The 11,235-nt window shown below is 60.7% G+C and carries 15 protein-coding genes and 1 pseudogene; 13 read left to right on the forward strand and 3 right to left on the reverse strand.

Annotated elements, in window-relative coordinates:
• Nucleotides 1-33: 33 nt before the first annotated feature.
• Nucleotides 34-1,701, forward strand: coding sequence for a hypothetical protein (locus V3224_RS00850; RefSeq protein ID WP_334467902.1), 1,668 nt, complete (start codon nucleotides 34-36; stop codon nucleotides 1,699-1,701).
• Nucleotides 1,702-1,720: 19 nt separating this feature from the next.
• On the opposite strand, the gene V3224_RS29645 is transcribed toward V3224_RS00850, so the two are convergent.
• Nucleotides 1,721-1,870, reverse strand: a complete 150-nt coding sequence (locus V3224_RS29645) for a hypothetical protein (protein ID WP_442889630.1) — start codon at nucleotides 1,868-1,870, stop codon at nucleotides 1,721-1,723.
• On the opposite strand from V3224_RS29645, the gene V3224_RS00855 reads away from it, so the two are divergent.
• Together V3224_RS00855 and V3224_RS00860 are read left to right on the forward strand one after the other, a co-directional pair.
• A complete protein-coding gene (locus tag V3224_RS00855) occupies nucleotides 1,869-3,242 on the forward strand; it encodes a DUF935 domain-containing protein (RefSeq protein ID WP_442889632.1) in 1,374 nt (457 codons plus the stop codon). The two genes, V3224_RS29645 and V3224_RS00855, sit on opposite strands and share 2 nt — an antisense overlap.
• Entirely contained in the window at nucleotides 3,226-4,557 is a 1,332-nt protein-coding gene (locus tag V3224_RS00860) for a phage minor head protein (protein WP_334467906.1), read from the forward strand. The genes V3224_RS00855 and V3224_RS00860 overlap by 17 nt, the downstream gene beginning before the upstream one ends.
• Here the strand turns inward: V3224_RS00860 and V3224_RS00865 are convergent.
• Nucleotides 4,557-4,641: pseudogene (locus tag V3224_RS00865) on the reverse strand. The gene V3224_RS00860 and the pseudogene V3224_RS00865 overlap by 1 nt on opposite strands.
• Nucleotides 4,642-4,682: 41 nt before the next feature.
• Between V3224_RS00865 and V3224_RS00870 the strand changes: the two are divergent.
• Nucleotides 4,683-5,159: a phage virion morphogenesis protein gene (locus V3224_RS00870; RefSeq protein ID WP_334467908.1), complete on the forward strand. Its 477-nt coding sequence runs from the start codon at nucleotides 4,683-4,685 to the stop codon at nucleotides 5,157-5,159.
• Between the two features lie 104 nt (nucleotides 5,160-5,263).
• Here the strand turns inward: V3224_RS00870 and V3224_RS00875 are convergent, their stop codons facing one another.
• Nucleotides 5,264-5,398, reverse strand: coding sequence for a hypothetical protein (locus V3224_RS00875; protein ID WP_334467910.1), 135 nt, complete (start codon nucleotides 5,396-5,398; stop codon nucleotides 5,264-5,266).
• Here V3224_RS00875 and V3224_RS00880 point away from each other — a divergent pair.
• The 9 genes from V3224_RS00880 to V3224_RS00920 are packed head-to-tail and all read left to right on the forward strand — an operon-like array spanning nucleotide 5,397 to nucleotide 11,232.
• Nucleotides 5,397-6,545, forward strand: coding sequence for a phage protease (locus V3224_RS00880; RefSeq protein ID WP_334467911.1), 1,149 nt, complete (start codon nucleotides 5,397-5,399; stop codon nucleotides 6,543-6,545). The two genes, V3224_RS00875 and V3224_RS00880, sit on opposite strands and share 2 nt — an antisense overlap.
• Nucleotides 6,545-7,492 carry a Mu-like prophage major head subunit gpT family protein gene (locus tag V3224_RS00885; protein ID WP_334467912.1) on the forward strand — a complete coding sequence of 316 codons (948 nt, stop codon included), beginning with the start codon at nucleotides 6,545-6,547 and terminating at the stop codon, nucleotides 7,490-7,492. The genes V3224_RS00880 and V3224_RS00885 overlap by 1 nt, the downstream gene beginning before the upstream one ends.
• Before the next feature lie 47 nt (nucleotides 7,493-7,539).
• Nucleotides 7,540-7,956, forward strand: a complete 417-nt coding sequence (locus V3224_RS00890; RefSeq protein ID WP_334467914.1) for a gp436 family protein — start codon at nucleotides 7,540-7,542, stop codon at nucleotides 7,954-7,956.
• The gene (locus tag V3224_RS00895; RefSeq protein WP_334467915.1) at nucleotides 7,956-8,498 is read left to right on the forward strand and encodes a phage protein Gp37; all 543 of its coding nucleotides are present in this window, start codon (nucleotides 7,956-7,958) and stop codon (nucleotides 8,496-8,498) included. The genes V3224_RS00890 and V3224_RS00895 overlap by 1 nt, the downstream gene beginning before the upstream one ends.
• A gap of 46 nt (nucleotides 8,499-8,544) precedes the next feature.
• Nucleotides 8,545-8,763, forward strand: coding sequence for a DUF2635 domain-containing protein (locus V3224_RS00900; protein ID WP_334468087.1), 219 nt, complete (start codon nucleotides 8,545-8,547; stop codon nucleotides 8,761-8,763).
• On the forward strand, nucleotides 8,760-10,265 hold the full coding sequence (locus V3224_RS00905; RefSeq protein ID WP_334467917.1) for a phage tail sheath subtilisin-like domain-containing protein: 1,506 nt from the start codon (nucleotides 8,760-8,762) through the stop codon (nucleotides 10,263-10,265). The genes V3224_RS00900 and V3224_RS00905 overlap by 4 nt, the downstream gene beginning before the upstream one ends.
• A gap of 9 nt (nucleotides 10,266-10,274) precedes the next feature.
• A complete protein-coding gene (locus V3224_RS00910; RefSeq protein ID WP_334467919.1) occupies nucleotides 10,275-10,640 on the forward strand; it encodes a phage tail tube protein in 366 nt (121 codons plus the stop codon).
• A gap of 9 nt (nucleotides 10,641-10,649) precedes the next feature.
• Nucleotides 10,650-11,111 (forward strand): hypothetical protein, encoded by a 462-nt coding sequence (locus V3224_RS00915; RefSeq protein ID WP_334467921.1) that lies wholly within the window; start codon nucleotides 10,650-10,652, stop codon nucleotides 11,109-11,111.
• A complete protein-coding gene (locus V3224_RS00920) occupies nucleotides 11,089-11,232 on the forward strand; it encodes a hypothetical protein (protein ID WP_334467923.1) in 144 nt (47 codons plus the stop codon). Before V3224_RS00915 ends, V3224_RS00920 begins: the two co-directional genes overlap by 23 nt.
• Nucleotides 11,233-11,235 lie beyond the last annotated feature (3 nt).

Genomic DNA, 11,235 nt, shown 5'->3' on the forward strand with positions numbered 1-11,235 from the left:
TTTTAACGGTTTGATTTTTAATGGAAACAGACAATGCGAACCGCTGAACAACCGGCCCCGATGCACCGATTGACCGACCCGCGCAAAATTGACCTGCGCGAGGCCACCCGCGCCTGCGGCGTCGATGTGCCCGAATCACTGGCGTTACCCGAAAATGAACCGGTGTTTTTGCCTTATCAACAACGCTGGTTCCTCGACGACAGCCCGGTGTGCATTGCCGAAAAATCCCGCCGTACCGGCCTGACCTGGGCCGAGGCCGGGCGCAACGTCATCACCGCCAGCAAGTCGCGGCGCGATGGCGGACGCAACGTGTTTTACGTCGGCAGCAAGAAGGAGATGGCGCTGGAATATATTGCCGCCTGCGCGCTGTTTGCCCGCGCCTTTAACCAGCTGGCCCAGGCCGATGTTTACGAGTCCACTTTCTGGGACAGCGAGAAACACGAGGAAATTCTCCAGTACATGATCCGCTTTCCGCACAGCGGCTTTAAAATTCAGGCGTTAAGCGCTCGCCCGTCCAACCTCCGTGGCTTGCAGGGCGACGTGGTGATTGACGAGGCGGCGTTCCATGAATCCCTTGAAGAGCTGCTCAAGGCGGCGCTGGCGCTCAACATGTGGGGCGCGCGGGTGCGGTTGATTTCCACCCATAACGGGGTCGATAACCCGTTTAATGCCTACATTCAGGACGCCCGCGAAGGGCGCAAGGATTACAGCCTGCACCGCATCACGCTCGATGAGGCGATTGGCGAGGGACTGTATCGCCGTATCTGCACGGTCACCGGGCAGATGTGGTCGCCTGACGCCGAAAAATCGTGGCGCGATAACCTGTATAAAAATGCCCCCAATCGCGAATGTGCCGAGGAGGAATACGGCTGTGTGCCGCGCAAGTCGGGCGGTGCCTATCTTGCCCGCCCGCTGATTGAGGCGGCGATGGCCCCGACAGGCCGTGTCCCCCTGCTGCGCTTTGAGGCCCCGGCGGTATTTGAACTGTGGAGCGCCGCGCAGCGTGAAGCTGAAGTGGAGGCCTGGTGTCAGGCGCACCTCGAGGCGGTGCTGACGACCCTTGCGCCGGACTGTCGTTACTGTTTCGGCGAGGACTTTGCTCGCAAGGGCGATCTGTCGGTGTTTGTGGTACTGGCCATCGCCCCGGATTTAAGCAAGCGCGAGGCGCTGCGCGTCGAGCTGCGCAACGTCACCTATGACCAGCAAAAGCAGATAATGCTCACCATCCTGACCCGGCTGCCGCGTCTGGTGGGGGCCGCCTTTGACGCCACCGGCAACGGCGGCTATCTGGCCGAAGCCGCCCGGCTGCATTTCGGCCCGGACATGGTGGATTGCGTCACGCTCTCGGCAAAATGGTATGCCGAATGGATGCCCAAACTGAAAGGTGAGCTGGAAGCGCAAAACCTGACCCTGGCCCGCCATCAGTCCACGCTGGATGATTTGCTGCATATCAAGGTAGTGAACGGGATACCGCAAATTGACAAGGGCCGCAGCAAGGATACGCCGTCAGGCGTTCAGGGCGCGCGCCGTCACGGCGACTATGCGGTGGCGCTCTGTATGGCCAACCGCGCCGCCGCGCTGGACGGTTTTGTGCTGGATGAGGCGGCCTGTCAGGCATTGCCAGCCCGTATCCGGGCGATGGAGTATGCCGATGAGGTCGGCGATGACGATGATAACGCTGATGAGCGAGGATGCTGGTAATGAAAAGGCTTGTAGATATTCAGGGACAGCCGCGGGTGTTTTCACCGGACAGCCAGACGGCAAAGACCGATATTCCCCAGGTGGCCAGCCGTGCGCCAGAACATCCGGCGTCCGGTATCACCCCTAACCGTGCCGCACGCTGTTTGCGGGCGGCAGAGCACGGTGACATGACCGCTCTGGTGGATTTGGCCGCCGATCTGGAAGAAAAAGATACCCATCTGTTTTCTGAACTCAGCAAGCGCCGCCTGGCGCTGCACAGTGTGGAATGGCGTATTCAGCCGCCGGATAACCCCAACGCCCAGGAGAAAGCCCAGGCAGTGGCGCTGGAAGCGCGGCTCACCGATGCGCCCTGGTTTGACAATGCGCTGTTTGACGCCACCGACGCCCTTCTCAAAGGCTATGCGATGCAGGAAATTATCTGGGGTCCCCGGCGCGGCGGCGAATTTTTCCCGCGCGCTGTCCACTGGCGCGATCCGGCGTTGTTCTGCGTCAATCCCGACGACTACCGCGAGCTGCGGCTGCGCGATGGCAGCTATGCCGGACAGGTGTTACAGCCGTTTGGCTGGATTTGCCATGAGGCCAAGGCCAAAACCGGCTACCCCGGCACCCAGGGGCTGGTGCGCACGCTGATTTGGCCGTTTATCTTCAAGAATTACAGCGTGCGGGATTTCGCCGAGTTTCTGGAGATTTACGGACTACCGTTGCGGGTGGGGAAATACCCCAGCGGCGCGAGTGCCGAGCAGAAAAGCGCCCTGATGCGGGCGGTGATGGATATTGGCCGCCGGGCCGGGGGGATTATTCCCGCCGGCATGAGCCTGGAGTTTGAGGCCGCCGCTAACGGTCAGTCTGACCCGTTTATGGCGATGATTGCCTGGGGAGAGCGCGCGATATCTAAAGCGATCCTCGGCGGGACACTGACCTCAGAGGCGGGCGATAAAGGCGCGCGCTCGCTGGGCGAGGTGCACAATGCGGTGCGCAAGGAGATCCGCAACGCCGATTTACGCCAGCTGTCACGGACCTTTAACCGTGATCTCATTTATCCGCTGCTGGCACTGAACAGCCCGGTCCCGCTTGACCCGCGGCGACTCCCCCGCCTGGTGTTTGATACGCTGGAATGTGAGGATATGGCCAGCTTTGCCGAGGCTATTCCCAAACTGGCGACCGGCATGGCGATACCGGTTTCCTGGATCTACGATAAGCTGCGCATTCCAGTGCCGGATGGCAATGAGGCGGTGTTTACCGTCTCGTCACCACCGGCAGTGGCGCAAACGGCGCTATCCGCGACCCTCACACCGGCAGCGCCGATAAGCGACGCGCTGGACGCGGTGCAGACAGCACTTGACGCCCCGGGATTGAACGCCAGTGCCGACCCGCTACTGGCACCGGTGATAGCCGCTATCCGTGAGCAGGGGCCAGAGGCGGCGCTGGAGCAGGCGGCGATTCTTTACCCCGAGATGGACGACCGCGCGCTGATTGAACTGCTGACCCGCGCCACCTTTGCACTGGAAGTCTGGGGGCGTCTCGATGCCACAACCGATTGATTTGGGCGTCGTCGCCCGCCTGCCGCCAAAAGAGGCCATCGCCTACTTCCGCGCCAAGGGGTATCACATCACCTGGAACTGGTTTGAGCAACAGGCGGACGTTCATGCCCGGATATTTACCGTCGCCAAGGCGGCGCGGCTGGACGTCCTGAGTGCGATCCGTGACGAGGTGGATAGAGCAAAATCACAGGGAATATCCCGGCAGGATTTTATCGACACGCTGACGCCCCGGCTGCAAACGCTCGGATGGTGGGGGAAGCAGGTCGTGGTCGACAGCCAGGGCAAGGCCGAAGTCGTACAACTGGGCAGCGCCCGCCGTCTGGCGACGATATATAACGTCAATACCCGCGTCGCCTATAATGCCGGGCGCTATGCACAGATGATGGCCACCGCAGACCTGTATCCCTACTGGCAGTATGTCGCCGTCGGGGATAGCCGCACCCGGCCCTCGCATGCCGCCCTGCATGGCAAGGTCTTTCGTTACGATCACCCCTTCTGGCAAAGTCATTACCCGCCCAACGGGTTTAACTGCCGCTGCCGGGTACGCGCCTTGTCAAAACGCCGACTCGATGCGTTGGGCCTGCACGTTACGGAAGAGGCCGGTCAGCTACACACGCATGAGGCAGCGGCGGGTGTCGATAAGCGTAGTGGGGAAATCGTCACCAGCCCCGTGACCACCTTTGATGATGGCAAGGTAAAAATGACGCCGGATGTGGGTTGGTCCTATCACCCCGGCGCGGCGGCGTTCGGTGTTGACCAGACCATGATCCGCAAACTCCTTGAGGTCAAAGACGCGGCGCTGCGTGAAGCCGTGGTGCAGGATCTGAACAACAGCCCGGTGCGTCAGTTGAGTTTTTCGCTGTGGGCCACGCGCATTATGCAAAGCCGGCGTGCCGGCAACGGCATTCACACGCTGGGCTTTTTGCCGGAAGCCATTGCCCGTGCGGTACAGGCACGCACGGGGCAAGCACCGGCCCGTCTGCTGGCAATGAGCGAAAAAAACCTGTTGCATGCCGACAGTGACAAGCACCCTAAAACCGGGGTGGCATTGTTGCCCGAGGATGTGGCCGCACTTCCTGGCTTGTTGGCAAAGCCTCAAGCTGTACTCTGGGATAAGGCTCACCAAAACCTGCTTTTTCTTGTGCCAGGAAAAGCGGGGCTGGCACGTATTGTGGTTAATGCGTCTTATGGCGTTAAGAAACACCCGGATACCCTGGATGTGGTGATCAATGCTTATCGCATTCTCAACCTCAATAAAGTGAAATCTGATTTGGCCGGTGGCAAGCTAGAACTGCTGGCAGGAACGTTAGACTAAACCGGTGGCAGGGATCGAACCTGCATACATGTTATGCCCCATTGCTGGGACTGACATCGACTTTACCATTAAGCGTACACCGGTCTATTGGCTGTATTTTAACCGACCCCCATACGGAGGGCAAGATGTCACAGACTGAATTAACCGCAGTGATTGATCGCCAGCGCCTGCAAACCCTGTTTGCTGAACTGCAACGCGTTGGCGAAGACGGCAAGGCGATCACCCGTATCGTTGCCGCCAGCCTCCTTTCGGCCACTGAGCAGGCGTTTGAACGCGAACGCGCGCCGGATACCGGGGCAGCTTGGGCACCCTTGAGCGATCCGTATCGCCGCTGGCGTGAGCGGCACGGCTATAGCCCGATCAAGGTGTTAACCCGTGAGGGCGATATGGCGCGCTCGGTGAGCATCGACTGGGGGGATAGCTGGGCGCGTATCGGGGCCAATGCGCCGCAGGCGGCCATCCATCAGTGGGGCGGCAAACCGGGGATGCGTCCGGGGCCGGCAGCCATCCCGGCCCGTCCGTTTATGGGACTGGATCCGACCGGCGAGCGGGATATCCTTGACGCCCTGGCGCAACGCCTGTCCAACGCCCTGCACCCATAAACGCCAGTGCGCCCCACCACGCGATGATGACGGAGAAGGTATACCTTGCATCAAAAAAATCTTTTGAACGCGCTACGGCGTTTTTGAAGGGGTTTTGAACGGGGTTATTCAGGCGATCGCCCGCCGTTGTCAGTGCCCATTGAAATCTGCCCCCCTGCCAACGTAAAACTGGCCCCCTCTTTGATTGTTAATGTAGCGTAATCCCACCGTCCGCACTCAGGCTGCCACACTGCCGGCATGACGACAAAACCCCCTGTTCCCAAGATAGCCTATGCGGTGCTCAACGCCGCGACGCTCTCGCCCTTTGATCATGACGGCTGGTGTCAGGTGATGCCCGCCGGCCATGTCCGGGCGCGTGACGGTCGCCCCGAGACGCCCGCCGAAGGCTGGCTGATTAACGAAGCCGCGTTTAACCGCATGGTGGCGCGGGTGGTGGCACTCAATCAGCCTGTCAAAATCGATTATAACCACCAGACGCTGTTTAAACAGGAAGCGGCCCCGGCAGCCGGCTTTGTTCCGGCTACCCCGGCACGTTTTCGCTGGGACGACAACACCGGGGTCTGGGTCAAGCCGGAGTGGAACCCGCCGGCGCTTGAGCGCCTAAAAAACAATGAATTTCCCTATTTTTCGCCGGTGATGGGCTATGACGCGCGCAGCGGCGAACCCCTGGAGCTAAGAATGTTAGCCATTACCGGCGATCCGGGTCTGACGGGCCTGCGCCCGGTGGCCGCTCTGAGCGCCGAAGATATCTACCAGGCGTTAACTGTTCCCCCTTCCTCCCCTAAGGAGCCTGCAATGAATCCATCGTTAACAGCGCTGCTGGCCGCGCTGGGCCTGACGGTGCCGGAGGGCGGCGAGCTGACCGATGAGGTCGCCACCGCCGCCCTGTCTGCCGTGACCACGCTAAAAAGCCAGGCGGACAAGGCTACCGCGCTGGAAACCACTATGGCGGCCCTGTCCGCTGACCTGAACGCCCTGAAAACCCAGGCACCGACGGCGGCCGTGGATTTACGCCGCTATGTCCCGGTCGAGACCTATAACGCGGTGCGTGAGCAGGTGGTGTCACTGTCCGCCGACCTGGGAAAAACCACCCTGGCGCAGACGCTGGACCAGGCCGAGCAGGACGGGCGGATATTGAAATCCGAGCGCCCCTACCTGGAAACACTCGGCGACCAGATGGGTGTGACGGCGCTGTCGGCGCAGCTAGCGACGCGCCAGCCGATAGCCGCCCTGACCCGGGTGCAGACCGAAACCCTGACGCTGCCGCCCGAAAACCGTGAAAAAACCGCCACCGTCGCCCTGTCGGCGGAAGAGTTACAGGCCGCGCGCGTGCTGGGGATGACCCCGGCGGCGTTCCAGAAAATCAAGACCGAGGACGCACTATAATGCCAACCCCCATTACCCCGTCGCAAATCACTGCCCTGATGACCGGCTTTCGCAAAGAGTTTCAGAACGGGCTGGCGATGGCCCCGTCTCACTATCAGCAGGTGGCGACCAGCGTGCCCTCGACGTCAAAATCCAATACCTACGGCTGGCTGGGGCAGTTTCCCGCGTTCCGTGAGTGGGTCGGTGCACGCAGTATCCAGCAGATGAAAGTCTATGGTTACACCATCAACAACAAGACCTATGAAGGTACGGTGGCCATTACCCGCGATGATTTCGAGGATGACAATCTGGGCGTGTATACCCCGCTGTTTCAGGAAATGGGGCGCGCTGCCGCCGCACAACCGGACGAACTGGTGTTTACCGCCTTGCGCGACGGCAATAAAACCGACTGCTACGACGGTAAACCTTTTTTTGATAGCGAGCATCCGGTCTATCCCAAGGTCGACGGCACCGGCACCGCCAAAAAGGTCGCCAACCAGTTGATTGAAAAAACCGGCACCGGGGCAACAGAAAAAGACTACGAGGGGGCGGTATGGTATCTGCTGGACTGCTCACGGGCGCTTAAACCGCTGATTTTCCAGAACCGCCGCCCGCCGGAGTTACTCGCCCTGACCAAGGTCGATGAGGGGCGCGCGTTTACCGATAACGAATTTGTCTTTGGTGCCTCCGCCCGGCGCAATGTGGGCTACGGCTTCTGGCAGATGGCTTACCGCATGCAGGCGTCACTGACGCTGGATAACCTCTGGAAAGGCTGGAGCGCCATGCGCGGCTTTAGTGCCGATGGCGGTCGCAAGCTGGGTATTCGCCCGACCCATCTGGTGGTGCCGGTGGAGCTGGAAAAAACCGCCACCCAGTTACTGGAGCGGGAATTACTGGCCGAGGGCAGCACCACGGTCTCTAACGAAATGAAAGGCAAGCTGACACTGTTGGTGGCGGATGCGCTCTAAACGCCCTTTAAACCGGGTTTTAACGGTCATTAACGGAGAGTCAGTGGATGTATGCCAGTGAGCAGGATTTACGCGCCCGCTATAGCGCCCCGTTGATAGAAAAACTGGTCGACGGGCGCGGCGATGAGGCGGCAGCCCGGCAGAAAGTGGACCAGGCGCTCAGCGATGCCAGCGCCCTGATGGACAGCTTTATCGCGGCCCGTTACGCGCTGCCGCTCTCGGTGGTGCCGTCGGTGCTGAAACAGCATGCCTGCACCCTGGCGTTTTACTACCTGAATGACGAGCGGGCCACTGAGCAAACCCGCCAGCGTTACCAGGATGCGCTGCGCTGGCTGGAGGCGGTGAAAAAGGGTGAACTGCCGCTCGGGGTGGATAACGATAACCAGGCTCCCGACAGTGCCGACCTGCCGCAGATGCAGGCCGAGGCGTCGGTGTTCGGGCGCAGGCAGAAGGGGTTTATCTGATGATTGTCTCCACCGAAAACGCCTTGCTGGCGCGACTACATGAGGTATTTGGCAACACGTTGCGTGATATCGCCACCCATCCCGGCGACTGGAGCGAGGCGGGGCTGCGTGATGTGCTACTTACACCGCCCTCGGTATATCTGGTGTGGCTGGGAGCGCAGGCGGGTCAAGTGAAAGGGGTGATTGACAGCCGTTTTGTTTTTTACGTGGTGGCCGAGGTTATCAATGGTGCCGAGGGAGACCGCCCCGGCCTCTACCAGATAGTGGCGCGGCTGATAGCGGGCTTGTCGGGTTTTCGTCCCGGTCATGCCGGACCGATGCGTTTTGAAGAAGGGCGCAACCTGTACACCGAGCAACAGGGGCAACATGGCGTGGTGCTGTATGGCACTTATTTCACCTGCGAGGAGCCGGTGCCGCCTTTGCTTCAGGATGACGGTGTGGATGCGTACCTGCGCCATTATCAAACCTTTACCCAGACGGACGGCAGCCCGCCGTTCGCCGCCCCTATCACCCTGCGCGGAGAGAACAACGACCATGAATGACACCGATAACGCTTTGATGCGCTTCCCTAACCCGCATGACTTACCGATGATTTTTGTGGTGCCGGCCCCGGAGCGTGCGGTGCGTGAACCGAATTCCCTGCGGATGTTACCGGATACGGGGGCCTGGGTGCCGCGCAATGCTTTCTGGCTAACACGCCTGCTGCGTTTCAAGGATGTGCTGGAAATCCCGCCCCCATCCAAACCGGCGGCCACCCGGCAAACGTCAGCCCCTGCCGCCTTGAGTAAACAGGAGTCGCCTTCATGACCATAAGCTTTAATGAAATCAGCGCCGGGGTTCGCCTACCGCTGACGCATATTGAGATTGATAATTCGCAGGCCGTCACCGGTACCCCGACCACGCTGACCCAGGTGCTGATGTTGGGTCAGGCCGCCATCAAGGACGGCAAGGTCGACGGCAGCGGCGCAGTAGACACGCCGGTCCGCATCACCCGCGCCGATCATGCCGCGACACTCTGGGGCCAGGGATCGATGCTGGCGGCGATGGTGAGGGAATTTTTAACCGATAACCCGGATGCGGTGTTAACCGTGATGGCGCAGGGTAACGGGGCGGGCAAGGCCGATGCCGGCAGCCTGACCTTATCGGGCACAGCACAACAGGCCGGGGTACTGAATGTCTATCTCGGCGGTGTGCGGGTGCGCGTGACGGTGGAGAAAGGCCAGCAGGGTAAGACGGTCGGTGATGCGTTGGCGACAGCGATTAATACCCTGCCGTCGCTGCCGGTGACCGCGGTGTCTGCCGCGCCGGGGGGTGAAAATGTCACTGCCGATCAAACGGTGGTGACCCTGACGGCACGGTTTATTTCCGACTATTCGGCGCAGGATATCCGCCTGAATTATTACGATGGCGAGATAACGCCGCCCGGGCTGGCAGTGACACTTGCCGCGCCCGCTGCACGGGCGACGAACCCTGATTTGGCCAACAGTATTGCCGCGCTGGGGGATACCCAGTATCACCATATTGTCATGCCCTGGCTCGATGCGGCTAATCTGAAATTATTGAGTGAAGCGCTGCGCGATCGCTGGGGACCGACCAAAATGTCTGACGGCATCGCCTGGGCGGCCCATACCGGCAGTCTGGGGGAAATCACCCAGTTCGGTAAGACGCGCAATGATTTTCTGCTGACCTGTAGCGGCATTCAGCGCGCCCCCGAGCCGGGCTATCTGTGGGCGGCCACCCTGTGCGCCATTGGCGCAAAACATTTAAGTCTTGATCCGGCGCGCCCGCTGCAAAGCCTGCGCCTGCCGCGACGGCTGGCGCCGGCATTGTCTGACCGGCTGCGCCCCAATGAGCGTAACCAGCTGCTGTATGACGGCATCGCTACCGTGACCGTGGGGGCCGACGATGGGGTGCAGATTGAGCGGCAGATAACCACCTATCGTACCAACGCCTATGGCGATCCGGATCCGTCTTACCTCGATGTGAATACCGTGGCGACGCTGTCTTATCTGCGCTATTCCACCGGGGTACGCATCACCCAGCGCTTTCCGCGCCATAAGCTGGCCGATGACGGTACGCCGGTGGCACCGGGGCAGGCGATGGTGACGCCGGCCATTATCCGCACCCAGTTACTGGCGCTGGCGATAGAGTGGCTGGAGGCGGGGCTGATTGAGAACTTCGAGCGCTTCCGCGACAGCCTGATTGTCGAGCGCAACAAAAACGACCGCAACCGGGTAGACGTACTGTGCAGGCCGGATGTGGTCAACCAGTTCCGCATTTTCGCAGAACAAATTCAGTTCATTTTGTAAGGGGGTACGATGGCATTTGGCAAACTGCAATACCAGGGCAAGGCCATTGTCCGGGTTAACGGGCAGGAATACCCGACCCTGACGGGGGCCACCTTTACCCCGTCCGGGGAAAAACGCGAGGAAGTGACCGGCGCACGCGTTTATGGCTACAAATCGACACCTCGCGCCGCCACGCTGGAATGCAAATTCCCGGCGCGGGGTGATCTGAGTGTGGACGTCATCAACGGCTGGCACGATGTCACGCTGGAGTTTGCCGCCGATTCCGGCGAAACGCACATGATGACCAACGCCTGGAGCAACGGGGAAGAATCCCTGACGGACGCGGGCGAAATTTCCGCCAAATTTACCGCCATTCGCAGCCAGCGTGTGGCGTAAGGAGCAAGCATGACCCACAGCATGGAAACCCTGGCGGCGGCCCACGAGGTTGAAGGGGTGTCGCCGGATATCGCCAGTGTCGCCGACGAACTGGCGCGCGGGCAACTGACCCTGGTTGACGGTCTGGTCACCGGCAGCGGTGATGATGAACAGCGCCATACGGACGTCACCCTGCGGCCATTAACCGGCAAGGACATTATTGATGCCGAATTGGCCGCCGAGCGGGTGGTGCAGACGGCTAACGGCTCAGAGTTAGTGCGTTCGCCAGCGATGGTGGAGTTTGAGCTGCTGCGCCGCCAGGTCGCCCGGCTGGGCAACCTCAACGGCCCATTGTCGCTGCTGCAACTGAAAAGCCTGTCGGCGCGGGATATTGAACGCCTTATCATCGCCCAGCGTCTGGGCGGCAGCGCGCTGGCCGGCCAGCTGGCGGCTGATGCGGGGCGACTGGATGCAGTGTCGGGAAAAAATTGAGGAAGCGGCGCTGATGCTCGCAACCGTTACCAAATCGGGCATGGACTGGGCGCTTTCCCTGCCGTTAATCCGGCTCTACCGGCACTGCCAGCAAGCCACCCATTTATTACAGCGTGAGTAACCG

The sequence above is a fragment of the Arsenophonus sp. PmNCSU2021_1 genome (genome assembly GCF_036919435.1).
Lineage (GTDB): Bacteria > Pseudomonadota > Gammaproteobacteria > Enterobacterales > Enterobacteriaceae > Arsenophonus > Arsenophonus nilaparvatae.